The 24,374-nt window shown below is 43.4% G+C and carries 24 protein-coding genes; 10 read left to right on the top strand and 14 right to left on the bottom strand.

All coding sequences use genetic code 11. The annotated features are described in order from the left end of the window. Window positions 1-3 precede the first annotated feature (3 nt). Complete coding sequence (locus CJF29_RS15010; RefSeq protein ID WP_099147577.1) at window positions 4-672, bottom strand: hypothetical protein; 669 nt, start codon at window positions 670-672, stop codon at window positions 4-6. 21 nt (window positions 673-693) lie between these two features. After that, window positions 694-2,310 carry a formylglycine-generating enzyme family protein gene (locus CJF29_RS15005; RefSeq protein ID WP_099147578.1) on the bottom strand — a complete coding sequence of 539 codons (1,617 nt, stop codon included), beginning with the start codon at window positions 2,308-2,310 and terminating at the stop codon, window positions 694-696. A gap of 95 nt (window positions 2,311-2,405) precedes the next feature. Between CJF29_RS15005 and CJF29_RS15000 the strand changes: the two genes are divergently transcribed. Further along, a complete protein-coding gene (locus CJF29_RS15000) occupies window positions 2,406-2,780 on the top strand; it encodes a RidA family protein (protein WP_074558990.1) in 375 nt (124 codons plus the stop codon). On the opposite strand, the gene CJF29_RS14995 is transcribed toward CJF29_RS15000, so the two are convergent. Further along, window positions 2,748-4,238: a bifunctional folylpolyglutamate synthase/dihydrofolate synthase gene (locus tag CJF29_RS14995; protein WP_074558991.1), complete on the bottom strand. Its 1,491-nt coding sequence runs from the start codon at window positions 4,236-4,238 to the stop codon at window positions 2,748-2,750. The genes CJF29_RS15000 and CJF29_RS14995 overlap by 33 nt on opposite strands. A 131-nt stretch (window positions 4,239-4,369) precedes the next feature. On the opposite strand from CJF29_RS14995, the gene CJF29_RS14990 reads away from it, so the two are divergent. Beyond that, entirely contained in the window at window positions 4,370-5,695 is a 1,326-nt protein-coding gene (locus CJF29_RS14990) for a PhoH family protein (protein WP_074558992.1), read from the top strand. Window positions 5,696-5,808: 113 nt separating this feature from the next. Here CJF29_RS14990 and CJF29_RS14985 read toward each other — a convergent pair whose 3' ends face one another. The 4 genes from CJF29_RS14985 to CJF29_RS14970 form a co-directional block, all read right to left on the bottom strand. Next, on the bottom strand, window positions 5,809-6,786 hold the full coding sequence (locus CJF29_RS14985; protein WP_074558993.1) for a dihydroorotate dehydrogenase-like protein: 978 nt from the start codon (window positions 6,784-6,786) through the stop codon (window positions 5,809-5,811). A 26-nt stretch (window positions 6,787-6,812) separates the two neighbouring features. Then, window positions 6,813-7,481, bottom strand: coding sequence for a YggS family pyridoxal phosphate-dependent enzyme (locus tag CJF29_RS14980; protein WP_074558994.1), 669 nt, complete (start codon window positions 7,479-7,481; stop codon window positions 6,813-6,815). 6 nt (window positions 7,482-7,487) lie between these two features. Next, window positions 7,488-7,967, bottom strand: coding sequence for a DUF4494 domain-containing protein (locus tag CJF29_RS14975; RefSeq protein ID WP_004296648.1), 480 nt, complete (start codon window positions 7,965-7,967; stop codon window positions 7,488-7,490). Between the two features lie 83 nt (window positions 7,968-8,050). Next, window positions 8,051-8,614, bottom strand: coding sequence for an HdeD family acid-resistance protein (locus CJF29_RS14970; RefSeq protein WP_004296649.1), 564 nt, complete (start codon window positions 8,612-8,614; stop codon window positions 8,051-8,053). A 137-nt stretch (window positions 8,615-8,751) separates the two neighbouring features. Here CJF29_RS14970 and tpx point away from each other — a divergent pair, with 137 nt between their 5' ends. Further along, the gene (tpx, locus tag CJF29_RS14965) at window positions 8,752-9,252 is read left to right on the top strand and encodes a thiol peroxidase (protein ID WP_074559007.1); all 501 of its coding nucleotides are present in this window, start codon (window positions 8,752-8,754) and stop codon (window positions 9,250-9,252) included. 31 nt (window positions 9,253-9,283) lie between these two features. Here the strand turns inward: tpx and CJF29_RS14960 are convergent, their stop codons facing one another. Continuing rightward, window positions 9,284-10,258, bottom strand: a complete 975-nt coding sequence (locus CJF29_RS14960) for an IS982 family transposase (protein ID WP_004310694.1) — start codon at window positions 10,256-10,258, stop codon at window positions 9,284-9,286. A gap of 211 nt (window positions 10,259-10,469) precedes the next feature. Between CJF29_RS14960 and CJF29_RS14955 the strand changes: the two genes are divergently transcribed. Then, the gene (locus tag CJF29_RS14955; RefSeq protein WP_099147585.1) at window positions 10,470-11,354 is read left to right on the top strand and encodes a DUF3078 domain-containing protein; all 885 of its coding nucleotides are present in this window, start codon (window positions 10,470-10,472) and stop codon (window positions 11,352-11,354) included. Window positions 11,355-11,458: 104 nt separating this feature from the next. Here the strand turns inward: CJF29_RS14955 and CJF29_RS14950 are convergent, their stop codons facing one another. The 4 genes from CJF29_RS14950 to CJF29_RS14935 form a co-directional block, all read right to left on the bottom strand. After that, a complete protein-coding gene (locus CJF29_RS14950; protein WP_074558997.1) occupies window positions 11,459-12,103 on the bottom strand; it encodes a DedA family protein in 645 nt (214 codons plus the stop codon). 30 nt (window positions 12,104-12,133) lie between these two features. Then, the gene (locus tag CJF29_RS14945) at window positions 12,134-13,585 is read right to left on the bottom strand and encodes a tetratricopeptide repeat protein (protein ID WP_074638587.1); all 1,452 of its coding nucleotides are present in this window, start codon (window positions 13,583-13,585) and stop codon (window positions 12,134-12,136) included. A gap of 101 nt (window positions 13,586-13,686) precedes the next feature. Continuing rightward, the gene (locus CJF29_RS14940; RefSeq protein WP_074638588.1) at window positions 13,687-15,426 is read right to left on the bottom strand and encodes a glutamine--tRNA ligase/YqeY domain fusion protein; all 1,740 of its coding nucleotides are present in this window, start codon (window positions 15,424-15,426) and stop codon (window positions 13,687-13,689) included. Window positions 15,427-15,474: 48 nt separating this feature from the next. Next, window positions 15,475-16,287, bottom strand: a complete 813-nt coding sequence (locus tag CJF29_RS14935) for a PstS family phosphate ABC transporter substrate-binding protein (protein WP_099147584.1) — start codon at window positions 16,285-16,287, stop codon at window positions 15,475-15,477. Window positions 16,288-16,464: 177 nt separating this feature from the next. Here CJF29_RS14935 and pstC point away from each other — a divergent pair, with 177 nt between their 5' ends. From pstC to CJF29_RS14905, 6 genes are all read left to right on the top strand, one after another. Next, window positions 16,465-17,661 (top strand): phosphate ABC transporter permease subunit PstC, encoded by a 1,197-nt coding sequence (gene pstC, locus CJF29_RS14930; protein WP_099147583.1) that lies wholly within the window; start codon window positions 16,465-16,467, stop codon window positions 17,659-17,661. Window position 17,662: 1 nt separating this feature from the next. Further along, a complete protein-coding gene (gene pstA, locus CJF29_RS14925) occupies window positions 17,663-18,538 on the top strand; it encodes a phosphate ABC transporter permease PstA (protein ID WP_074638591.1) in 876 nt (291 codons plus the stop codon). Window positions 18,539-18,546: 8 nt separating this feature from the next. Beyond that, entirely contained in the window at window positions 18,547-19,305 is a 759-nt protein-coding gene (pstB, locus tag CJF29_RS14920) for a phosphate ABC transporter ATP-binding protein PstB (protein ID WP_099147582.1), read from the top strand. A gap of 143 nt (window positions 19,306-19,448) precedes the next feature. Further along, window positions 19,449-20,138: a phosphate signaling complex protein PhoU gene (gene phoU / locus CJF29_RS14915; RefSeq protein WP_004296659.1), complete on the top strand. Its 690-nt coding sequence runs from the start codon at window positions 19,449-19,451 to the stop codon at window positions 20,136-20,138. Between the two features lie 410 nt (window positions 20,139-20,548). Further along, complete coding sequence (locus CJF29_RS14910; protein ID WP_004303876.1) at window positions 20,549-21,151, top strand: riboflavin synthase; 603 nt, start codon at window positions 20,549-20,551, stop codon at window positions 21,149-21,151. 32 nt (window positions 21,152-21,183) lie between these two features. Further along, window positions 21,184-21,729, top strand: a complete 546-nt coding sequence (locus tag CJF29_RS14905; protein ID WP_099147586.1) for a nitroreductase family protein — start codon at window positions 21,184-21,186, stop codon at window positions 21,727-21,729. Window positions 21,730-22,115: 386 nt separating this feature from the next. Here the strand turns inward: CJF29_RS14905 and CJF29_RS14900 are convergent, their stop codons facing one another. Next, on the bottom strand, window positions 22,116-23,264 hold the full coding sequence (locus CJF29_RS14900; protein ID WP_413544494.1) for an IS91 family transposase: 1,149 nt from the start codon (window positions 23,262-23,264) through the stop codon (window positions 22,116-22,118). Beyond that, window positions 23,261-24,163, bottom strand: coding sequence for a tyrosine-type recombinase/integrase (locus tag CJF29_RS14895; RefSeq protein WP_413544496.1), 903 nt, complete (start codon window positions 24,161-24,163; stop codon window positions 23,261-23,263). The genes CJF29_RS14900 and CJF29_RS14895 overlap by 4 nt, the downstream gene beginning before the upstream one ends. Window positions 24,164-24,374: the final 211 nt, after the last annotated feature.

Below are 24,374 nucleotides of genomic sequence, written 5' to 3'. Positions count from 1 at the left end.
GGATTAAAATAAGATCAAGGCAAAGCTCCCGTCTCTCTTGCTTCTATTGGTGATCGAGACGATGATTTTATACCGCTCGTCCGAGCTAACCTTTTCTTTTCGGAAAGGAAGCCCTTTCCGGACGCTGTCATTACATTTGTATTCCCGTTCACTTTTCGATTGATAACCGATTGTCTTTATTTTCCAACTGAAAGAACGGTTCACCTCTGCCACACAGCCTATCTGCGAGGTTCCCGAACAGCTCGGAATCTCGAAAGTACAGGTCTGGCCGGCAGCCACCATTTTGGTATCTAATCTTACTTTGTTGGCGGAATCCTTATCACCTCTCATCCTCGCTTCTGCTGCATACTTGTCCGCGATTTCATAGATTGTTTCATTATCAACGCAGGCTTGAATAAATTCGTAATCAAAGACCAGATGTCCTTTCAGGCTCAAGACATCGCCCTGAGTTTGTTTGACGGTTAATGGGATAGGGGCTGCATCACGCAGCGTTTTGCTTACTGCCAGCAGTTGTTCGCCACTGGCAAAGCCGCCGTCCAATGCTTCACATGCTTTCTTACAGGCGTCGAACACCGTTTCAAAGGGTGTCGTTGTCTGTGCATTGGCACTCATTTGCCCTCCGATGGAAAAAAACAGGAGGATGAATACTCTGAAAATAGTTTTCCTGCTCATTTTTATTCTGCATTCATAGTGTTATTGAATAGGATTAAGTACCACACGAAATCCGATATGTGGTTCTGATGTATCGTAAGTCTGTACGCTACGATGGCGAATGTCCATATCACGTTCGTTGGCCAGGTAGCTGCCTCCTCTCACTATCTTTTTATGGTGTCCGGGATTCTCTGCCGGACCTTGGGGATCTGTGACCCGTGTATTTTCATACCGGCTCATCCAGTCTGTACACCATTCAGCGGCGTTGCCTGACATGTCGTATAAATCGAATCCGTTTTCGCGTTTCTCGCCAACGGGATGCAGGCGTTCATTGGCATTGGAGGCATAGTAGGCTACATCACGAATGTTGTCTGAACCGGCATAAGGATAGCTTTCGCCTCCGGCGGCTGCATACTCCCATTGCGCCTCCGTAGGGAGGGAAAAAGGTAAACCTGTGAGCTTGTTCAGTTTCTTGGTGAAGGCCTCTGCATCATTCCACGTTATATGTGTCATAGGCAGCATGCCTTCTTCCGTAACAATGGAGTCATTCATAATGGCATACCACAACGAACGTGTTACTTCGTATTTACACATATAATAATCGGAACTTAATACAACGGTGTGCTGCGGTGAGTCATATCCTTTTCCCATAGTTTTCCCCATGATGAATTCTTTGTTTTTGGCCGGAATCAGCAGCATATTATTCATCATGTCCACCAGGGAGCGGAGCTGGGGCAGTGTGATCGTAGGATTCCATTTTACGTCTACCCATTCTTTCTCTCTGTCTTTTATATCCCTGTTTCCGGTGTTGTTTACGGAAGCGCGTCCGTCATTCCGGAGTGCATTGAATTCATGCAGGATGGAGTCGCATGTAGATTTCAAAGAACTGTCCGGGTGTTTCTTTATGAAACTACTATAATCGTCATAAGTGCGGCAATCCTTGAATTCCAGTTTTTGTTCTGCCGTTCTTTGGATGGAAGTATAAGTTTTGCTTCCTGCTACTATTAATGATAGAGCAATGAAAGTCATCACAAGCCATTTGGCAGATACATAAGAAGGCTTTGACAACATTTGCTTCAGGAGGTCACCTTTTATATCTTTGAATCGGGCTACCCGTGAGTTGCTGTAAAATACAGCTTGAAAGTCTTTCAATCCACTAATGTCCGGGGGGAGTTGCAGGGTAGCGAAATCATAGCTTTCACTTTCCTGCGGAGCAATCGGAATGATATTTATCTGTTTGGGGGTTCTACTTTGGCGACGTAACGCACGGCCTAATTCTATCCGGACAAAATCGATTTCTCCGGTACGGCTGATCTGCTTAATTTCTGTTTCAAACTCTTCATAGGTCAAGGACGCCATCCGTTCGTAGAAAGCCACTTCTTCCATGTCCCATGTTGCTTTTTCGCCTGTCTCGACCGCTTCTTCATTGAGCGGGCGGATCGTTGTAAACGTCTCCGGCACCATAAACATAATGAAGTCTTTGCACTCATCAATGCGGCGAATCAACTCAACATCAAACCGACCGTTTAAATTGTCTTTGTCAAAGCTCACCCTTTTGCGGAATCCGGATTCTTCCAGCATCAGTTGTAGCATTTCAGGCTTGTCGCCCGAACATTTCTTACGGTAACTAATGAATATGTCGTAATTATGCTTGCTCATCAGCTGCTAAGATAATAAAAAGAAACAGATTTGTCAATCTTAATCGAAATTTATTTTTATCTTTGAAATTCGGTAAACAGAAAAAAGAAATATATATGAAAAAAGTAATTTGCAGTGAGAAAGCTCCGGGGGCTATCGGCCCTTATAGTCAGGCGATAGAAGCCAATGGTATGGTATTTGTGTCCGGTCAGTTGCCTATTGATGCCGCTACGGGACAGATGGCTGAAGGGATAGAAGGACAGGCTCGCCAGTCGTTGGAGAATATCAAATACATTCTTGAAGAAGCAGGATTGACAATGGGAAACATTGCCAAAACCACTGTCTTTCTTCAGGATATGTCCCTGTTTGCAGGGATGAACGGTGTGTATGCCACGTATTTTGACGGAGCCTTTCCGGCACGTTCGGCGGTTGCCGTAAAAGCTCTGCCAAAGGATGCGTTAGTAGAGATTGAGTGTATCGCGGTTCGCTAACAAATCTGCGACAATGAAACTGCTGCCTCCTACAAAGATCAGATCTTTGGGGGGGCAGTTCTTTTTTGCCGCCTGTACAGCTTCTACAACAGTGGGGTAGGTGGTACCTTTCAATCCGGCTTCTTCTGCCAATGCCAGTAGTTCATTTTCCGGAAGCGCGCGTTTAACGCTTGCTTTGGTAAAATAATAGGTGGCATATTTCGGCAATGCTCGCAGAACCCCCCGGATGTCTTTGTCATTGACCATGCCGAATACAATATGGATCTCCTGATCGAAGGTTTTGTGAATGGCATTGAGCTGTACATGGATATATTCGATTCCATCAACATTATGTCCCGTGTCACAGATAATATCCGGATAGCTGTGTACTTTCTGCCAACGCCCCATCAGACCGGTGAGCTGACATACGTTTGCAAGACCTGTGCGATAGTCCTGGGATCTGATGTTGTAGTTCAGACGGGTCAGTGTCGCAAGGGCTTTTAGGATGGTAAACATATTTTCGAATTGGTAAGCTCCGCTCAACTCTGTGAAAAGTCCGAAAGGAAACATCTCATTGTGGATTTTGATAGCATCTTTTCTTTTGTCGAGTATCTGGTCTAGCGTACGTAGACTGTCTGACAGGTCTAACATGAGTAATGCTTGCCGCATCTGGTTTGCCTCTTCTTCTGATTGTTCGTCCATTGCTTCGATCATTTCGTGCATGCTCTGAATTGTGTTGTCCATCATCGGTCTTATTTCTTGCAATTTCGAATAAGGAACTATTTCCATGTCCCAGTACCGGGCATTTTCACGGGCATATTCGATAGGCGCATTCTTTTCTTTAGCTTTCATGGTAAATACACGTTTCACTGCCCCTTGGGCTCTGCCGATAACGACCGGAACTCCTTCTTTGATAATTCCGGCTTTCTCTTTGGCAATCTTCGTCAGCGTGTCACCCAGATATTGGGTGTGGTCGAGGCCTATGTTGGTGATAACACACAAATCCGGATGGATGATATTCGTACAGTCCAATCTTCCGCCCATGCCTACTTCGATAACTGCTACATCTACTTTCTGGTCGGCAAAATAACGGAATGCCATAGCGGTGGTCAGTTCGAAGAATGAAGGGTGCAGCGGCTCGAAGAAAGAGCGATGCTCTTCTACGAAATTGACTACATACTCTTCCGGTATCATCTCACCGTTGATACGGATACGTTCGCGGAAGTCGATTAAATGAGGGGAGGTGAATAGTCCTACCCGGTAACCGGCGCACTGCAATACGGCTGCGATGGTATGTGAACAGGATCCTTTTCCATTGGTTCCGGCGATATGTATCGTCTTGAATTGTTGATGAGGATGCCCAAAATGTTCGTCCAATTTGTGTGTGGTCTCTAAACCCGGCTTATATGCTTTGCCTCCTATTTGTTGAAACATTGGCGCACTCTCATATAAGTACTTTAAAGTGTTCTGATAGTCCATGTTTTATAATATTTAACGTCGGGCAATCTTTATTGCCCGCTAATTTGTTTATCTTTAGAACCGTCAATCTGACTATAAATGGGGGATTGGCGAATGAGATTGCAAATATCAACATTTAAATCTAAGAAATCATGGGAACTAAGAAAAATTTTGTGCTAGACACAAATGTTATTCTTCACGACTACAATTGCTTGAAGAATTTTCAGGAAAATGATATTTACCTCCCTCTTGTTGTACTCGAAGAACTGGATAAGTTCAAAAAAGGAAACGAGCAGATAAATTTCAATGCTCGTGAGTTCGTGCGCGAATTGGATGTGCTGACAAGCGATGAGCTTTTCTCCGACGGAGTGAAGCTTGGCGAAGGATTGGGACGTCTGTTTGTCGTGACAAGCAATGTGCCGGCTGCCAAAGTGTGGGAATCGTTTCCTATAAAGAAACCCGATCATTTGATTTTGGCGGCAACCGAATACCTGACCGACAAGTATCCGAAAATGAAATCTATCTTAGTGACCAAAGATGTGAATCTGCGCATGAAAGCCCGTTCAATCGGTCTGCTTTGCGAAGATTATATTACGGATAAGGTGGTAAATGTAGATGTGTTCGAGAAATCTAATGAGATTTTTGAAAATGTAGATCCGGCATTGATCGACCGTATTTATTCTTCAAAGGAAGGCATTGACTTGAGTGAATTTGACTTTAAGGATTTGATTCATCCCAATGAATGTTTTGTATTGAAGAGTGACCGGAATAGTGTATTGGCACGCTACAATCCTTTTACCCATTCTATTATCCGTGTGATGAAGGGTAAGAATTATGGAATCGAACCACGGAATGCGGAACAGAGTTTTGCTTTTGAGATTCTGAATGACCCGGAAATCAAACTGGTGGCTCTGACTGGAAAAGCAGGAACGGGGAAGACATTGCTGGCTTTGGCTGCTGCTTTGGGCAAACTGACGGATTACAAACAGATTTTGCTGGCACGTCCTGTTGTGGCGCTTTCCAATAAGGATATCGGTTTCCTTCCGGGAGACGCGCAGGAGAAAGTGGCTCCTTATATGCAGCCGTTATTTGATAACCTGAACGTGATAAAACGTCAGTTTGCTGCAAACTCTACCGAAGTGAAGCGCATAGAAGATATGCAGAAAAGCGAGCAGCTGGTGATTGAAGCTCTGGCATTTATCCGTGGTCGTAGTTTGAGCGAAATGTATTGCATCATCGACGAAGCGCAGAATCTGACTCCGAATGAAATAAAGACAATCATCACCCGTGCAGGTGAAGGTACGAAGATGGTATTTACGGGAGATATCCAACAGATTGATCAACCTTATCTGGATAGTCAGTCCAATGGTCTGGTATACATGATTGATCGTATGAAAGACCAGAATATCTTTGCACACGTCAATTTGCTGAAAGGTGAACGAAGTGAATTGAGTGAGTTGGCAAGTAACTTGCTGTAATGATGAAAAAATAAATTTGGCACGGATTACACGGATTTCACGGTTTCTCCAATTATCTTAAACCGCGTAATCCGTGTAATCCGTGCCTGATTTTTACTTCTTGCTTTTCTTTATTATTCTTTCTTTCCGAAATATTTCAGGAACTGTGTACGTTCGAATGTATTAACACCCTGAACATCCTTAATATTCAGTTTGCCTTTGAATTGAGCTATATTTTTGAATCCTTTGCGTTCCATCCATGCAGAGAGGAAGCGGTTGGCTTCTCCGATGAATGCATTTGTATTCAGATAGACTGCACTGCAAACTTCTACGGCTGAAGCACCGGCAAGGATAGCTTTCACTACTGATTCTGCGTTGGCAACACCACCGGAAGCTGCATAGTCGATTTTGTCTACTACTGCAGACGCAATTCCGATCCAACGGAGCGGAGTGGCAAGGTCGGAAGCATTGCTGAATACTTCTCCTGAAATATGCTCCATCTTTTCGATGTTGATGTCCGGTTGATAGAAACGGTTGAAGAGAACAACTGCTGCTGCACCGTTGGCATACAACTGATCGATTAATGCCACAGGATTTGTCAGGTTATCACCCAGTTTCATGATTACAGGTATCTTGACTGTTTTTTTGATGTGGCGGAGAATATCAATGTGGCGTTGTTCGAATGAACCGTATGTATATTGCACTTCCGATTGCAGGGCAAGGATATTGATTTCCAATGCATCGGCACCGGCCTCTTCAATCATCTTTGCAAAGTCAATCCATTCGGAATCAGTGTAGCAGTTGATGCTGGCAATGATAGGAATGGGGCATACCTTCTTGCTTTCTTTTATTAAAGTCAGGTATTCGGATAGCTTGTGTTCACGGATGTATTCTTCCAGATAGTCACTGGCTTCCGGATAGAAAGCCGGATCTTTCAGTTGGTCTGCTTCCAGCATGATTTGTTCCTCAAACAGTGATTTCAGAACAATTGCACCGGCACCATCTTCTGCCAATTTTTTGTTTTTGCCGGCACTGTTGGTCAGCCCCGAGCTACTAATGATGATAGGGTTTCTAAGGGAAAGCCCTGCGAAAGTAGTTTTTAAATCGGTCATAGCAATATGTTTTTTTTAACACTTAATCAGTAAATTCGTTCTCCGAAAATCTTGCTTCCTACTCGTACCAGCGTACTTCCTGCGGCAATGGCTTCGTGGTAGTCATGTGACATTCCCATTGATAGCTCACAGAAAGTATCGGAGTGGATGAACCAAGTTGTTTTTATCTCGTTAAAGAGCCCATTTAGTAAACAAAATTCCCGATTGATTTGTTCAATACAATCGGTGTTGCTGGCCATCCCCATTAATCCGCAGATGCGTACATGAGTCAGCTCTTTCCATTCTCCGGCATTCAACATCTCCTTGCATTCTTCGGGACTGAAACCAAATTTGGTTTCTTCCTGCGCAACGTGAATCTGCAACAGGCAGTTCACTGTACGTCCCGCTTTGACAGCTTGTTTGTTGACTTCGACCAGCAGTTTATAACTATCAATTCCATGAATCATCGCTACGTATGGTATCATGTATTTGATTTTGTTCGTCTGCAGGTGTCCGATGAAATGCCATTCAATGTCTTTGGGCAAACTTTCGTATTTAGCTGTCATTTCCTGCACTTTGCTTTCTCCAAAAATACGCTGTCCCGCCTGATATGCTTCTTCTATCGCTTCATTGGGATGGAATTTTGAGACAGCAACCAGCCGGACTCCTTGCGGGAGTTCGGCCAGCACTTGCTTTAAATTGTCAGCAATACTCATTGTTACTTATGCTTTTGACGGATCAAACTCCGGTTTGTCATTCGGTTCGGCGCTGTAAGGATATACATCCATGAGCGGAGTTTCGGATACCATACCGATCTGATAATCAGCCATGGTTCCTTTCATTCCTTCATCCAGCTTCTTGACTGCGTCACGCAAGTCGGCAGCTTGTACCAATACTTGAGTGGAAGTCTTTTTTTCAGCACCGCTTTTTTCATCCAGAGTGATGAAAATAAGTTTGCATTTGAACCAGCGGTCGGCACTTTCTTCGTCGCTGGGGAAAAGTTCGCTATAGTTGGCACGTTTAATATCCGAAACGGTAAATTCTCCGGAGATAAACGGAGTCATTTCTTCAATAATCCGTGCTTCTGCTTCTGTAAAACTGAGTGCGTCAACAAGATAAGGTTCAGTTACTTTCTTCTGCATTCCGTTTTCCATTACTTTTTCATAACGGATCTTGCACTCAAACCATGTATGCATTGCCATAATTTTCTTCCTTTTTAATTAATTGATTGATGTAAATTGCCTACAAAGATAAACAAAATCCCAAAGTAAGTGCCGAAAGCTTTTTATTTTCTTTTATGTAGATTCTTTAGTTCAAATGAAAGCATGACACGGAAAAGTCCGATGATGAGGAAAGCAAAAGAAATCATATACACTGCGTAGAGCGCTCCTATGGCGGGTTGCCATAATATTAAAAGAGAGCACAGGATGGCAAGAATACCGAAAGCCATGTACCAGCCCCAGTCGCGGGTTCCGTAACGTTTCAGGTCGATGGAATAGCCAGTGGAGGAGAAGCCGCGGAACATAAGCCAGAAGGCGATAATGAAAGGAATAACTTCCATACTGACCATCGGATAGGCAATCAGGTAAATACCCAGAACGAGGTCGATCAGTCCTCCTACGATATACCATCCCCAGCTCGGGACGCCTTTCCGGTTGCTAAGAGCGAAGATGATTTCCAGAATACCGCTTATCAGCATCGATACACTGAAAATGATACTTAGAGCTACATAGGTGCTTACGGGTGAGAACATGAGCCAAAGGGCTACAATGATATACACGATTCCCAAAAGAAGAGAAGTCCACCAATTTTTTACTGAATGTTGAATCTCATTGAATACAGTTTCCATACATTTTATATTTTAAATTGAACACTAAAGTGATTTCGTTGGTGAATAACAAATTGAATTTAGAAAAGGTTTTCCGTGAACATATTTGGGGGAATAGTTGTTTCCTATATAAAGTGAATTTTAAATATACATGCATTATGGCAACAACAAATTTCAAAGGACAACCGGTGAAACTGATCGGTGAATTTATACAAGTAGGTAAGGTAGCTCCTGACTTCGAGCTGGTAAAAACAGATTTATCTTCTTTCTCTCTGAAAGATTTAAATGGTAAAAATGTGATTTTAAATATTTTCCCCAGTCTGGATACCAGCGTATGTGCAACTTCTGTACGTAAGTTTAATAAGATGGCTGCCGGACTGAAAGATACGGTAGTATTGGCTATTTCTAAGGATCTTCCTTTTGCACACGGCCGTTTCTGTACGACAGAAGGTATTGAAAATGTAATTCCATTGTCTGATTTCCGTTTCTCTGATTTCGACGAAAGTTACGGAGTGCGTATGGCAGATGGACCGTTAGCAGGACTTTTGGCTCGTGCCGTAGTTGTGATTGGCAAAGATGGCAAGATTGCATATACGGAACTTGTTCCTGAAATCACTCAGGAGCCTGATTATGACAAAGCCTTAGCTGCGATACAATAATAAAGTATTAAGTATAAACCCGTTGGCGGAATTAAATAAGCGCATATTTAAGTCTGCCAATAGGTTTGTTGTTAATGTGGTTTATATATTGAAGGATTGTAAATGCACTTATTTTCCCGAGTATTCTGGTAAACAATCCTACTGTATCTTTAGCATAATTTCTCACTATCATGAACTGATCGCATAGTTGTGAGAAATCCGTTTCGATTCTTTTCCTGGCTTTAGCAAATGGGATGAATGTAGGACTCCAGTCCTTTTGGTTCAGTCTATATGGAACTTCAAGTCTTATATTTGCAGTCTCAAACAAATCCAGTTGCACATTCTTACTAATATATCCTCTATCTCCGAAAATGCTGCAGTCATGATATTCATATCTGATATTTTTAAGATAATTGATATCGTGAACACTTGCTTTTGTCAGGTCAAAGGAATGGATAACTCCACTTAAACCGCAAATAGCGTGTAATTTATATCCATAGTAATAATTCTTCTGAGAGGCACAATATCCGAATGATGGAGCTTTACTATAATCGTTTCTGCCCATTTTACAACGTTTCCCTCTAGCTACCCGGCATACCTCTATAGGTTTTGAATCAATACAGAAATATTCTTCACCACCATCTATCTTCTCAGCTATTCTTTTACGGATAGTGTCGCATAAGGTTGATGTAGTTTTACGCCTGTCATTATACTGGCGTCTTGAAATCAGATTGGGCATTTTATCCTTATACTCAGAAAGTCTAATGAAAAGATTACTTTCACTATCTATACCCATGGCTTCGGATGTAAGGTTCAAAGCTATAACTTCTATATCTGAAAACTTGGGAACAACACCTGGACGAGGAATATTTCCCTTCTCATTTATGAGGTTATCGCCAAATTGCTTGCAAATCTTAAGAATTTTACTGAATATTGTATATAAGTTGTGCATATATTGATGATATATTAAAGGTTTGACCATCTCTAATATACTATAAATCAATAATATGCACAACTTTTTAAACATCAATATATTATCTTTTTAATTCCGCCAACGGGTGTATAAAGTATTAAGTATTAACCGCGGCAAATCAGCGGCTACGACTAATACTTAATACTTAACACCTAATACTTATTTAAACTTTTTGACCTAATGGGAACTGGTAAAAAGGCTTGGTAAACTGCCATAGCTCCGTTCTTGTTAGGTTGTGTTTTTTCTACACTAAACCTCAACTATCATGAACAAAATGAAAACTCTATTCATCGCCCTGTTATGTATGGGCGCTGGAACTTTATCGGCCCAAACTGCCGATAGTACACAAACTTCTCCCTGGACAAAAGAAGGATTTGCCGGACTGAAACTAACGCAAGTGAGCCTCACTAATTGGGCTGCCGGAGGTGATAACTCTGTTGCCTTTGACTTGCAGGGCACTTATCAGATTAACTATAAGAAAGGAAAACATCTGTGGAATAACCGTATTGAACTGGCTTATGGATTAAATAAGACTGGTGATGACGGAACCCGGAAAGCGAATGATAAAATTTATTTGAATACGAATTATGGCTATTCTATTGCCAAAAACTGGTATGCCAGTGCGTTCGCCACTTTCCAGACACAGTTTTCTCCGGGATATGATTACTCTGTTAATAAAGACATTGCTATCTCCGAATTTATGGCTTCTGCCTATTTGACTACCGGTTTGGGCTTTACTTATGATCCGGGTAAGATATTTACCGTTGTATTGTCTCCGGCTGCGTGGCGCGGAACATTTGTACTCAATGACCGTCTCTCTGACGAAGGAGCTTATGGAGTTGATCCGGGCAAACATCTATTATCCAGCTTCGGTGCTAACTTGAAAGGAGAAGCCAAATATGAATTCTTAAAGAATATGACAGTATATTCACGTTTGGATCTATATTCTGATTATCTGCATAAGCCGCTGAACATAGATGTGAACTGGGAAGTACAAATAAATATGATTATCAATAAATGGTTCTCAACCACACTTACTACTAACCTGATGTATGACGATGATGTGAAAATCGTGCAAAAGGATGGTACAAAAGGTGCTCGTGTGCAATTTAAAGAGATATTGGGAGTAGGAGTCCAGTTTAATTTCTAAGTACCAAGTATTAGGTATTAAGTATTACCATGGCTGTTTGATTAATTGTGTAAACAACAATTAGAGCAAAATACCAGCTACGGTTAATACCTAATACTTAATACTTATTTTTTCTTTTTCAGCCCTTTATAAGCCAGAAAACCGATTACCATTACCACCACTGCTATAATGACATAGCCAATTTCGTGACTGTATTCGGTTGCCATTACATAGACATCATTAGTCGTTTTGAGGTCTGTAAAACGGTAAATCAGGTATCCGAGCAAAGCTAATATACTGTTCCATATAGCAGCGCCGAGAGTTGTATAAAGCAGGAAAGAACCTATTTTCATGCCGGCTAATCCTGCGGGAATACTGATAAGTTGGCGTACAGCCGGAATGAGGCGGCCAAAGAAAGTGGAAGCTGCACCGTGCTTTCTGAAATATTCTTCCGCATGATGTATTTTTTCTTCATCAATAAGGCACATGTGCCCTAAACGACTGTTAGCAAATTTATAAATGATAGGGCGACCCAGCCAACGGGCGAGGTAATAATTTACTAATGCACCGATATCGGCTCCTATGGTTGCAAATAGGATGACGAGAAAGATATTCATACTGTCGTCAGCCATTGCTTTCCATGCGGCAGGTGGCACTATGGCTTCCGAGGGGAAGGGAATAAAAGAGCTTTCGATAGCCATAAAAATGGTGACTACCCAATAGTTCAAGTTTTCTAATACCCATTTAAGAAGTTCTGCTACTGATTCCATGTTTTTTGAGGATAGAATTTATAAATTGATTTATTTTTTTCCTTTCGTTTTTTTCTTATTCTCTTTTTTCATGCGTTCCCATACTTCTTTGAGAGTTCTTTCGTCTTCTTCTCTATGTTCGGGACTGTTCAACAGATCCAGAATCATGTCTTCTTCCAATGGATGCTCGCATTCCTTATTATATTTAAAGAAGTTGTCGATTTCGCCGTGCATAAGGCAAAGAACACTCAATTTCTCCGTCACGTCTTCGTATTTCGGATTCATCTGGTATGCTTTCTCAAAGTATTCTTTCGCTTCGAACAGATAGTCACTTTCCGAATAAGCAGAGGCAATCATATACCACATTTCTATGTTAGGGTTCGTCTCTATCGCTTTTTCGAAAGAGATGGCAGCTTCGTCTTCCAGTTCCTCTGCGAGGTATAGTTTCCCCTCTGTCAGATAAATCAATCCCTCATTCGGGTTTATCTCTTTGGCTTTTTCGCATAACTCATGCGCTTCTTCATACCTTGCCAGATGTGACAGGGCGAAAGCTTTGCTGGTATAAGTGTCTATCAATAAAATAGACTGTTTGTCTCCGTTTTCTTCAAAACGTGCGATTACTTTGTCGTAATAGTCATCGGCTTTCTGCCATTCTTCTTTATTGCCGTAGGATATTCCCATAAACATATAACCCAGTTCGGGGGGAATGGATTTGAACTCAATCGCCTTTTGGTAATTCTCGATGGCTTCATCCGAATTGTTCAGATAGAAGAAACAATGTGCCTTGTAGGCGTAAGCTTCTCCGTACTGATCGTCGGCTGCCAATGCAAAATCACAGGCTTCGATGGCTTTGTCTATTTGTTCCTGAACAAAGTAACATTTCACCAGCCCCATCCAGTAGGACGGGTTGAACGGGGATTTGTCAATGAGTTTGTTGTAATAGGTGATGGCCGGTTCTACCTGATGGGTCGATGCCAGATAATCGGCTGTGAGAGCCATATATTCTTCATCTTCGGCATAGCGGGATTTCCCTTTGTCGAGCCATTCTTTGGCTGCTTCCGGATATCCCATGTCCAGATAGAGAAAGACAACATCAATGATTGTTTCCAGTTCATCGGCATCCGCTATTGTGCTTAACAGCCATTGGGCTTCTTCCAGTTTTCCTCCATTCAGCAATAGTTCGGCTTTCAGCAGTTTCACTTCGGAGTCAAATTCTTCGGTAATTGAATCTGCCACTTTCTTTGCTTTTTGTAGCTTTTGGGTGTCCAGGTAAAGATAGGCTTGTTCTATAAGCAAATCTGTATTTCCCGGATGTATTTTAAGCCCGTAAGTGATTGCTTCTTGTGCTTCTTTGAATTTTCGTTCGGAGGCATACCAGTCAGCGATGTCAGCCAATTGGTCAGCATCCAGATAAAGTTGTCGGTTTTCTGCTTTTGCTTCTTCGTAGTTTGTGATTAGTGTGACTAGTTCCTTTTTTGCTGATGGTGAATTTTTCCTACCCATTTTATTTTAGATTTTTAATTGCTAAGATGGGGCTGTTGCAAAAGTTTTGATGATGATCCTTTTGACACAGCCCCATTGTAAAGTTAAGCTTGAAAGCTTAGTTATTTATTAATCTTCCCCCATGTGTCTTTCAACCCTACTGTGCGGTTGAAGATTAGTTTTTCCGGGGTTGATTCTTTATCGATATTAAAGTAACCGATCCGTTGGAACTGCAGGTAGGAGAGTGGAGGCAGGGTAGCTGCGAACTTCTCTATGTAGCAGTTGGGCAGAATTTTCAATGAGTCCGGATTAATGATTTCCTTCATGGCTTCCAGTGCTTCACAATTTTTTGCTTCGCGGATGGCAGCCAGTTCGTCGCGTGGATTTTCCACTTTCCACAGGCGGTCGTACAAACGTACTTCTGCTTGCAGGCAGTGGTTACAGCTTACCCAGTGGAGCGTACCTTTCACCTTGCGGTTAGCATCCGGCATACCACTGCGGGTATTTGCGTCATATTCGCAATATACTTCTGTGATTACACCGTTTTCGTCTTTCTTGCAACCGGTACATTTCACGATATAAGCATTTTTGAGACGTACTTCCTGTCCCGGTGTCATGCGGAAATATTTCTTGGGAGCATCTTCCATGAAGTCTTCGCGTTCCATCCACAACTCGCGGCTGAACTCGATCAGGTGACTTCCTGCTTCCGGATCTTCCGGATTGTTGATTGCTTCCAGTTCCTCAACCTGTCCTTCCGGATAGTTGGTGATAATCAGTTTTACCGGGTTGATAACGGCAGATATACGGGTAGCACGGCTGTTCAAATCATCCCGGACAGAGCTTTCCAACAGGGCGATGTCGTTCAGGGCATCGTAAGTGGTATAACCGATTTTATCGATAAACTTATGAATGGACTCCGGTGAATAACCGCGACGGCGGAAACCGCAGATAGTCGGCATACGGGGGTCGTCCCATCCGTTTACCAATCCTTCTTTCACCAGTGTGAGCAGGTTACGTTTGCTCATCAGGGTATAGCTTAGATTCAGTTTGTTGAATTCAGTCTGACGGGGACGGTTGTCGTTCAGGTCTTTTCCTTCTTTCAACCAATCGATGAAGAGGTCGTAAAGCGGACGGTGTACCACAAATTCAAGTGTACACAGAGAATGAGTCACTCCTTCGAAGAAGTCACTCTGTCCGTGGGCGAAGTCATACATCGGATAAGCTTTCCAGGTAGTACCCGTACGGTGGTGCGGGTGTTTCACTACACGGTAAATAATCGGATCGCGGAAGTGCATATTCGGATTAGCCATGTCAATCTTTGCACGAAGCACCATGGCGCCTTCTTCGATCTCGCCGCTATTCATTTTCTTAAAAAGTTCGAGGCTCTCTTCGATAGGACGGTTCCGGTAAGGGCTTTCCACACCCGGTTGGGTAGGAGTACCTTTCTGCTGTGCGATCAGTTCGGAACTTTGTTCGTCGATATATGCTTTTCCCTCCTGTATCAGGCGGATCGCGAAATCCCATAATTGCTGGAAGTAGTCAGAAGCATAATATTCATTTCCCCACTGGTAGCCTAACCATTGGATATCTTCTTTGATAGCTTCTACATATTCCACATCTTCCTTGGTAGGGTTTGTGTCGTCGAAACGAAGGTTACATACACCGCCGTGTTTTTCTGCGATGCCGAAATCAAGGCAAATAGCTTTGGCATGGCCGATGTGAAGGTAGCCGTTGGGCTCGGGCGGGAAACGCGTCTGCACTTTTCCACCATTTTTACCTTCTTTCAAGTCTTTCTCTACTGCCTGTTCAATAAAGTTCAAGCTTTTCTTTTCGCCTGCTTCTTCGTTTTTAATATCTGTCATAACGGTTAATGTTATCTGTATTTAGGCTACAAAAGTAGGACATTTTTTTTATTTAACCGGAATATAACCGCTCTTTTTTATAATGTCTTGTCCGTCGGATGAAAGAATAAACTGAATCAGGGGACTAACTTGTTCCTTATTTTTTACATTATAATAGTAGTAAAGCGGGCGGACGATAGGGTAGGTCTTGTTGGTGGCATTCTCTACCGTAGGGGTGGCGTAGTGGCTTCCGTCATAAGATACGGAAAGCGTTTTGACACGGGGAGATACGTAGGCAAGTCCGACATATCCGATAGCTCCTTGGGTCTGGCTGACAGACTGGATAATGGCGCCCGTTGCCGGCATGGAAAGGCTGCTTGCCATGTAGTTTTTATTTTTCAATACGCTCTCTTTGAAAAATTCGTAAGTACCGGACGATGTTTCACGCGAGTAGACTACTATTTTTCGGTTGTCTCCGCCTACCTGTTTCCAGTTGGTTATCTTCCCCCGGAAAATATCCTCCAGTTGTTGGCGGGTCAGCTGTTTCACCGGATTAGAGGGATGCACCACCACGGCGAGGGCGTCGTAGGCAACAATCACTTCGTTTACTTCTTCTCCTGCCGCTTTAATTTTCATCTTCTCGCTGAACTTGATCGGGCGGGAGGCCATCGCAATGTCCGTTGTATGATCCATTAAGGCGGAGATACCCACACCGGTTCCGCCACCGGTTACTGTGACACGGGCATCCGGATGCTGGTTCATAAACCGCTCTGCTGTCTGTTGTGCGACAGGTAGTACCGTGTCGCTACCTTTTATACGTTGCGCGTTGGCACCGAGCGAGAGTAAGGAAAGGGCGATTAATAAGTTTCTTCTCACTTTCATATTTCTTCTTTTTATTGACTTTGCAAATTAAGCAATCGGATATTACATTTCCATTTCATCCGGAATGGAAATATTGCTTGTAACACAAATGTAATACGATTGAAACATTTCCTTCAAACATTAGTCACACCTCCTTAATAAAGAGACGCTTTCTTTGCATCAGAAATCATAGTAGGTATGAAAAAGGTATTTGAAAGGATTGTGGAAGGAATGTTGACTTGTAGCGGTTTCGTGACAAGTATTACTATTCTGCTGATTGTACTCTTCCTTTTCACGGAAGCTTTCGGGCTGTTCAAGAGCAAGGTGATTGAAGAGGGATATGTGTTGGCGCTGAATAAGAGCAACAAAGTTAGTGTGTTGAGCCCTGCACAGATAAAAAATGTTTTTGATGAGGAGATTACAAACTGGAAGGAACTCGGTGGGGAAGATCTCCCTATCCGGGTTTTTCGTTTGGAGGATATAACGCAGTATTATACGGAAGAGGAGCTGGGACCTGCTTATGAATATGCAGGCGACAAGATTACGGAACTGGTAGAGAAAACACCGGGTATCGTAGCTTTTGTTCCGCAGAAGTTTATTGTTCATCCGGACGCGGTGCATTTCATAGAGGATAACACCATTTCCGTGAAAGATGTATTTGCGGGTGCCGAATGGTTTCCTACGGCCACTCCGGCAGCTCAATTCGGCTTCCTGCCGTTGATTACCGGTACGTTGTGGGTGAGTCTGTTCGCCATTCTTTTTGCTTTGCCGTTCGGGCTTTCGGTTTCTATCTATATGTCTGAAGTGGCAAACCCGAAAATGCGGAACTGGCTGAAACCGATTATCGAACTGTTGAGCGGTATTCCTTCCGTGGTCTATGGCTTTTTCGGGTTGATTGTCATCGTTCCGTTGATTCAGAAGTTGTTTAATCTTCCGGTGGGAGAGAGCGGCCTGGCAGGGAGTATCGTACTGGCCATTATGGCATTGCCTACCATCATAACGGTGACGGAAGATGCGATGCGTAACTGTCCGCGTGCAATGCGGGAAGCGAGTCTGGCGTTGGGGGCTTCTCAATGGCAGACTATATATAAGGTCGTAATTCCTTATTCTATTTCGGGTATTACATCCGGCGTGGTACTTGGCATCGGACGTGCTATCGGGGAGACGATGGCGGTATTGATGGTGACCGGTAATGCGGCTGTGATTCCGACAACCATTCTTGAGCCTTTACGTACCATTCCGGCTACGATTGCCGCCGAACTGGGAGAGGCTCCTGCAGGTGGTCCGCACTATCAGACATTGTTCCTGTTGGGTGTCGTACTGTTCTTCATTACATTGATTATCAACTTTAGTGTGGAATATATTTCTTCTAAAGGATTAAAGCGTAGTAAATAAGATGGAAATACGGAGTAATAATAAAGCTAAACACCGTTCGCAGAAACTTGCTTTCGGAATTTTCCGGTTGTTGAGTCTTTGCATTGTATTGATATTGTTTGCGATTCTGGGATTTATCATCTATAAGGGAATCGGTACTATCAGTTGGGATTTCATCACTTCGGCTCCTACGGACGGAATGACGGGTGGCGGTATCTGGCCGGCTATTGTAGGTACCTTCTATCTGATGGTGGGAAGTGCGCTGTTTGCATTTCCGATAGGGGTGATGAGTGGTATTTATATGAATGAGTATGCGCCGAAAGGCAGGTTGGTACGCTTTATCCGGGTGATGACCAATAACTTGAGCGGTATTCCTTCCATCGTATTCGGATTGTTCGGTATGGCGCTGTTTGTCAATTATATGGGGTTCGGTGATAGTATTCTGGCAGGCTCTTTGACATTAGGTTTGCTTTGCGTACCTTTGGTTATCCGGACAACGGAGGAAGCCTTGAAAGCCATTCCTGACAGTATGCGTGAAGGTAGCCGGGCATTGGGAGCGACGAAGTTGCAGACGATAGGACGCGTCATTCTGCCGATGGGTATGCCGAACATTATAACAGGGTTGATTCTCGCATTGGGACGTGTTTCGGGAGAGACGGCGCCGATTCTGTTTACTTGTGCCGCATACTTCCTGCCGCAACTGCCTACCGGCATTCTGGATCAGTGTATGGCCTTGCCTTATCATTTGTATGTGATTTCCACCAGTGGAACGGATATGGAGGCACAACTGCCGCTGGCTTATGGCACGGCATTGGTATTGATTATGATGATCCTGTTGGTGAATCTGCTGGCTAATGCCTTGAGAAAGTATTTTGAGAAAAGAGTAAAAACGAACTAAATTAGTATATGGATACAGTGAAAATTGATACGCGTGATGTGAACTTCTGGTATGGGGACTTTCATGCATTGAAGGGCATCAGCATGCAGATTGAGGAAAAATCGGTTGTTGCTTTTATCGGACCGTCCGGTTGCGGTAAGTCTACTTTCCTCCGGCTTTTCAACCGGATGAATGATTTGATTCCTGCTACCCGTCTGGAGGGAGAAATCTGTATCGACGGACATAATATCTATGCGAAAGGCGTGGAAGTGGACGAACTCCGCAAGAATGTGGGAATGGTGTTCCAACGTCCCAATCCTTTCCCGAAAAGCATATTCGAGAATGTGGCTTACGGACTTCGTGTGAACGGAATAAAAGATAATGCTTTCATCCGCCAGCGTGTAGAGGAAACGTTGAAAGGAGCGGCTCTTTGGGAGGAGGTGAAAGATAAGTTGAAGGAATCGGCTTATGCACTGTCCGGCGGACAGCAGCAGCGTCTTTGTATTGCCCGTGCGATGGCTGTCTCTCCTTCGGTATTGCTGATGGATGAACCTGCCTCTGCGCTCGATCCTATTTCTACGGCGAAAGTGGAGGAGTTGATTCATGAACTGAAGAAGGATTATACGATTGTAATCGTTACGCATAATATGCAGCAGGCAGCCCGTGTCAGTGATAAGACGGCGTTTTTCTATATGGGAGAAATGGTGGAATTCGATCAGACGAAAAAGATATTCACCAATCCGGAGAAGGAGGCTACCCAGAATTACATAACGGGACGCTTCGGGTAATGAATTAGGCACGGATTACACGGATTTCACGGTTTTTAGAAATATGCTTGTTTAAAGCAACAGCGTCATCCGTGTAATCCGTGCCTAAAATTTATCTCTGAAATCTAATTAGCAGAATATTAATCATTTATATATAATAGACTATGGTAAAGTTTATAGAATCGGAACTCATCCTATTGAAGAAGGAAATTGATGAAATGTGGACCTTGGTGTACAATCAGCTTGACCGTGCCGGAGAGGCTGTGTTGACCCTTGACAAGGAGCTGGCTCAACAGGTGATGGTTCGCGAGCGCAGGGTGAATGCTTTTGAATTGAAGATAGATAGTGATGTGGAAGATATTATCGCATTGTATAATCCGGTGGCGATTGATCTTCGTTTTGTGTTGGCTATGTTGAAAATCAATACGAACTTGGAACGTTTAGGTGACTTTGCGGAAGGGATCGCCCGTTTTGTACTTCGTTGCAAAGAACCGGTATTAGATGCGGAACTGTTGTCTCGTCTTCGCCTGGCAGAAATGCAGGCAGAGGTGTTGTCGATGCTGGAACTGGCGAAACGTGCCTTGAATGAAGAGAGTAATGATTTGGCGGCAGGAGTGTTTGCCAAGGATAATTTGCTGGATGAAATCAATGCGGATGCAACAGGGATTCTTTCAGACTATATTATCGAACATCCGGAAGCTGTACATACTTGCGTAGATTTAGTCAGTGTGTTCCGTAAACTGGAACGCTCGGGAGATCATATTACCAACATTGCCGAGGAGATTGTTTTCTTCATTGATGCCAAAGTGTTAAAACATCGTGGAAAAACGGATGAAAATTACCCGGAAAAGTAAATTTCTGCCGATTTTTAAACAGAAATTAGGGCTCCTTAAAAAATTATCTTATATTTGTCTCCTGTAACGGACAAGTTACAGGAGTTTTTGCTTCAAATGATAATAAATCCAAAGAATTTTCAAAAAGATGTTATATGACATGTTTTATAATTTGGATAGTATCGGTAAAACCGCCTATATTTGCACCGTTATCCTGAAAACAATCTTTTTACCTTAAAAAAAAACTAATACCTATTGAAAACTGAAAAATGGGGCTTTGTGAAAAGCCCTATTTTTTTTTGCTCTTATTTTTTAAGCTCCTTTCTAATTCGTATCTTTGACCCTTGCATTAAAAGAGTATTTTCAATCGTAAAATAGTAAATAGTAAATCAAAATAGTAAATAGTAAATCGTAAAATAGTAAATAAAATTATGTTTTCTGGAATCGTAGAAGAATATGCTACTTTGGTAGCACTGGTGAAAGACCAGGAGAATATACACTTTACATTTAAGTGTTCGTTTGTGAATGAGTTGAAAATTGACCAGAGTATTTCTCACAATGGTGTATGCCTGACGGTGGTGACTCTGACGGATGATACGTATACGGTGACTGCCATGAAAGAAACGTTGGAGCGTTCTAACCTCGGTTTGTTGAAAGTGGGGGATAAGGTGAACGTTGAACGTAGCATGATGATGAACGGACGGCTGGATGGACATATCGTTCAGGGGCATGTGGACCAGACTGCCACTTGTATTGATATTAAGGATGCGGAAGGCAGTTGGTATTTTACATTCCGGTATGCGTTTGACAAGGAGATGGCGAAACGCGGATATATCACTGTGGATAAGGGTTCGGTGACTGTGAACGGCGTTAGCCTGACGGTATGTAATCCGACGGATGATACTTTCCAGGTGGCTATCATTCCTTATACTTACGAGCATACGAACTTCCATACATTTGAGATTGGCAGTGTGGTAAATATCGAATTTGATATTATCGGCAAGTATATCAGCCGGATGATTCAATATAAATAAGGAAATATAAATAAGTGACCGGAGGATTGGAAATGGCATATACTGATTTTCTTCAATTGGTGCAGGCTCGTCAAAGTGACCGTTCGTATGATAAGGAACGTCCGGTGGAGCCGGAAAAGTTGGAACGGGTGCTTGAAGCTGCACGTTTGGCGCCTTCGGCCTGCAACGCACAACCTTGGAGGTTTGTGGTCATCACAGACAAGGAACTGGCTCAAAAAGCCGGGAAAGCTGCTGCTGGCTTGGGAATGAATAAGTTTGCCAAAGATGCTCCCGTGCATATTCTGGTTGTAGAAGAATCTGCTAATATCACTTCCCTGCTTGGTGGAAAGGTTAAAGGCAAGCATTTCCCGTTGATCGACATTGGAATAGCGGCTGCTCATATTTCTCTGGCTGCTGAAGCCGAAGGATTGGGCTCTTGTATTCTGGGTTGGTTCGATGAAAAAGAGATGAAACAACTTGCCGGTATTCCTGCTTCGAAACGTTTATTGCTGGATATTGTCATTGGCTATCCGGCAAAGGAAAAACGTAAGAAGATGAGGAAGCCGAAAGAAAAGGTGATTTCATACAATCGTTATTGATTGAAAAATAATTATATTCTTAGGCTTTTAGGATAAGCATATAACAGAAAGCATTGTTGGTTTAAAAGGAACGAAATAGGGCTTCGTGTGCCCCTTAGGGCGTAATGGAACGAAATAGGGCTTCGTGTGCCCCTTAGGGCATATGGAGCCTTTGTTGTACGTTTTCTATTTTTTATGGGGGTTACTTCTGTATCTGTATTTTTTTCAGCAGTTTCCTAATGTCCTGTGCTTGCTTTTATACTTGTTTTTTCAGCCTTTCTTGATTCCAATCTCCCTTTTTTCCTCCTTTTTCTTTCTATCCGGTGTTTTTACCGTGTTTTCCGTTATGTATATCCACAGAGCCTCTCTCCCAGGACTTCATTCTTCCTGTGAATATATTTTCTTCTTCAAAAAGTACCGTTCAGCGGTTTGGAACTTCCTCTTCCGGGTGGCGACCTGGCTGGTCTGAAAACTTCAATTGTAATCATCTGCGCCCCTCCGCAATGCTTGCATAAGTTATATTCCCTCCATTTGTCTTGGCAGAGTTCTTTCCACTTGGCTCTTTTCCTTTTAAGTGGTGCCGGTGGTACTTTCATCCTTATCTGTATGCTTGTCAACTTCCTTCTGTTGCATGCTGCCAGGAATCCGTAATGCCTGATACGTACAAATCCTGCCGGCAATATATGCCTACTGAACCTGTGTACGAACTCTTCTCCCGTGAGTGTCATCATCTTATGTTTTCCCCCATCCCTGTAATCCTTATAGTCAAACATGACGGCTGTATCTGTAATTCCCTTAATCCTGGCATTACTGATGGCTGCCCTGTGTGAGTAACGCCCTAAGTATTCTATGACCCTTTCCACGCCTTTGAACGGTGCTTTGCTATATACCACCCATTCTTTTTCAAACAGCTTCTTTCTTGTTGCCTGGGGTACTTTCACATGTTTGCTCCACTCTTGCATGAACTTGGCTCTGAACACCCTGCCCATGGCCCTGACCGGGAATAGAAAAGGACTGTCCTGATTTGCCCCTGAGATCTTCCTCCATTCCCCCTTGTCATCTATCCCTCCTTCGGGCACTACACAGTGCAGGTGGGGGTGGTAGTGCAGGTTACTTCCCCATGTATGCAGGATGGCTACCATTCCCGCCTGGGCGCCTTTATTGGCAGCGAAGGCTGCGAGTGTCTTCCAGGCAGCGGCAAACAGGCATGAATAGGTGTGTCTCATATTACCCAGTGCCAGTGAATGCAAGTCGGCCGGCAAGGTAAATACCACATGGAAGTATTTCACGGGCAACATATCCTCTTTGCGTGCCTGTATCCATACCTCACGTTCGGCTCCCTGGCATTTGGGACAATGCCGGTCCCGGCAGCTGTTGTAACTAACACGTACGACTCCACACTGGGGACAGGCATCCACATGCCCTTCCAAAGCGGAGGTACGGCACTGTTCCAGGCGTGAGAGGACCTGGAGAACCCTGCCGCAGGGATGATGTTGGCTGATAAAGGATGATTTGAAGCGGGAAATAATCTGACCGACCTCAAACTCCGTCCTCATGGCTGCGTATTGTTATATCCCACTCCCTCAAGACGGTCCAGTGGACTGAAGGCGTAACCTCCGGCAGGAAGATTGACAAGGTGAAGATAAACCAGGGTTGTCTTTATATCGGCATGTCCCAGAAGGTCACGGATGCGAAGTATATTTTCGCCCATCTCCAGCAGGTGCGTGGCGTAACTGTGACGAAGGGTATGAAGCGTGCAGGGTTTAAGGATGCAGGACGAATGAACCGCTTGTTTAAAAAGATAGCGGATCTCGGAATCTTCGATTTGTCCGCCGAAACAATTGTTGAAAAGATATACCGCGGGTCTGTACTGGATGAAATACTCCCTGAGAAGAAGCAACAGGTTGCCGGAAAGGGGGACGTACCTGTCTTTTCTACCTTTGCCCTGGCGGATGAAAACCTGCATGCGCTTGCTGTCAATATCACAAATTCGCATATTGACCAGCTCACGTAAACGCAGCCCGCAGGAATAAATCAGAGCCAGCAGGGCTTGACTGCGGATACTCCCGCAGTGACGCAAAAGGCTGCTCACTTCCGACTGTGAAAGAACAACCGGAAGCTTCTTCGTACTACGGATACGGGGAAGAGAAAAATTAAGTTCACTAAGATGCATTGTCTTGCGATAACAGCGAAGACTGTAAACGGTGTGCTTGAAATAGCTCAAACCCGGTGAAGGAGTGCGAGAGAGCAACATGCTGAAATAATCGCGGCAATCATCTTCGCTTAAGTGTTCAGGAAGTTTTTTGAAGTGAAAGCTGATAGCAGCCAACTTATGGCCATAACTTTTTATACTACCAGGAGAATACTGCTCAATAAGAAGTTGTTTGGAAAATTTTTCGTAACTTTGACCAAACCCCGAGATGGAGTCACTGGCACGCTGAATAAAATTTGCCATAGTGGAGAATGTTTATTGGTTGAACATTGGAAATATCACCACTAAAATCAGCAAAAAAAAAGGAATCCCGCATACAGATAGCAAACTTTAGCTATTACGTATGCGGGATTTAGTACAACGACCTGTTTCTTTAAAACCAATAATGGCTTTTCTAAGGTGTTGATAATTAACTTATTATTGATGCCGCCGGAAAAGCGGCATCAATAATGCA

It is taken from the genome of Bacteroides celer, assembly GCF_002632415.2.
In the GTDB taxonomy this organism is placed as follows: Bacteria; Bacteroidota; Bacteroidia; order Bacteroidales; family Bacteroidaceae; genus Bacteroides.
Note: the sequence above shows the minus strand (reverse complement) of the source record. Positions and strands in the feature narration are given on the sequence as shown.

What these genes read in the sequence shown, in the direction of transcription:
- CJF29_RS14895 (WP_413544496.1), bottom strand. Translation starts at nt 24,163, where the DNA reads ATGGCAAATTTTATTCAGCGTGCCAGTGACTCCATCTCGGGGTTTGGT.
- pstA (WP_074638591.1), top strand. Translation starts at nt 17,663, where the DNA reads ATGGAAATACGGAGTAATAATAAAGCTAAACACCGTTCGCAGAAACTT.
- CJF29_RS14900 (WP_413544494.1), bottom strand. Translation starts at nt 23,264, where the DNA reads ATGAGGACGGAGTTTGAGGTCGGTCAGATTATTTCCCGCTTCAAATCA.
- CJF29_RS14975 (WP_004296648.1), bottom strand. Translation starts at nt 7,967, where the DNA reads ATGGCAATGCATACATGGTTTGAGTGCAAGATCCGTTATGAAAAAGTA.
- CJF29_RS14990 (WP_074558992.1), top strand. Translation starts at nt 4,370, where the DNA reads ATGGGAACTAAGAAAAATTTTGTGCTAGACACAAATGTTATTCTTCAC.
- CJF29_RS14905 (WP_099147586.1), top strand. Translation starts at nt 21,184, where the DNA reads ATGGCATATACTGATTTTCTTCAATTGGTGCAGGCTCGTCAAAGTGAC.
- CJF29_RS14980 (WP_074558994.1), bottom strand. Translation starts at nt 7,481, where the DNA reads ATGAGTATTGCTGACAATTTAAAGCAAGTGCTGGCCGAACTCCCGCAA.
- CJF29_RS14940 (WP_074638588.1), bottom strand. Translation starts at nt 15,426, where the DNA reads ATGACAGATATTAAAAACGAAGAAGCAGGCGAAAAGAAAAGCTTGAAC.
- CJF29_RS15005 (WP_099147578.1), bottom strand. Translation starts at nt 2,310, where the DNA reads ATGAGCAAGCATAATTACGACATATTCATTAGTTACCGTAAGAAATGT.
- CJF29_RS14970 (WP_004296649.1), bottom strand. Translation starts at nt 8,614, where the DNA reads ATGGAAACTGTATTCAATGAGATTCAACATTCAGTAAAAAATTGGTGG.
- CJF29_RS15000 (WP_074558990.1), top strand. Translation starts at nt 2,406, where the DNA reads ATGAAAAAAGTAATTTGCAGTGAGAAAGCTCCGGGGGCTATCGGCCCT.
- tpx (WP_074559007.1), top strand. Translation starts at nt 8,752, where the DNA reads ATGGCAACAACAAATTTCAAAGGACAACCGGTGAAACTGATCGGTGAA.
- CJF29_RS14985 (WP_074558993.1), bottom strand. Translation starts at nt 6,786, where the DNA reads ATGACCGATTTAAAAACTACTTTCGCAGGGCTTTCCCTTAGAAACCCT.
- pstB (WP_099147582.1), top strand. Translation starts at nt 18,547, where the DNA reads ATGGATACAGTGAAAATTGATACGCGTGATGTGAACTTCTGGTATGGG.
- CJF29_RS14945 (WP_074638587.1), bottom strand. Translation starts at nt 13,585, where the DNA reads ATGGGTAGGAAAAATTCACCATCAGCAAAAAAGGAACTAGTCACACTA.
- CJF29_RS15010 (WP_099147577.1), bottom strand. Translation starts at nt 672, where the DNA reads ATGAGCAGGAAAACTATTTTCAGAGTATTCATCCTCCTGTTTTTTTCC.
- CJF29_RS14935 (WP_099147584.1), bottom strand. Translation starts at nt 16,287, where the DNA reads ATGAAAGTGAGAAGAAACTTATTAATCGCCCTTTCCTTACTCTCGCTC.
- pstC (WP_099147583.1), top strand. Translation starts at nt 16,465, where the DNA reads ATGAAAAAGGTATTTGAAAGGATTGTGGAAGGAATGTTGACTTGTAGC.
- CJF29_RS14910 (WP_004303876.1), top strand. Translation starts at nt 20,549, where the DNA reads ATGTTTTCTGGAATCGTAGAAGAATATGCTACTTTGGTAGCACTGGTG.
- CJF29_RS14960 (WP_004310694.1), bottom strand. Translation starts at nt 10,258, where the DNA reads ATGTTTAAAAAGTTGTGCATATTATTGATTTATAGTATATTAGAGATG.
- CJF29_RS14955 (WP_099147585.1), top strand. Translation starts at nt 10,470, where the DNA reads ATGAACAAAATGAAAACTCTATTCATCGCCCTGTTATGTATGGGCGCT.
- phoU (WP_004296659.1), top strand. Translation starts at nt 19,449, where the DNA reads ATGGTAAAGTTTATAGAATCGGAACTCATCCTATTGAAGAAGGAAATT.
- CJF29_RS14995 (WP_074558991.1), bottom strand. Translation starts at nt 4,238, where the DNA reads ATGGACTATCAGAACACTTTAAAGTACTTATATGAGAGTGCGCCAATG.
- CJF29_RS14950 (WP_074558997.1), bottom strand. Translation starts at nt 12,103, where the DNA reads ATGGAATCAGTAGCAGAACTTCTTAAATGGGTATTAGAAAACTTGAAC.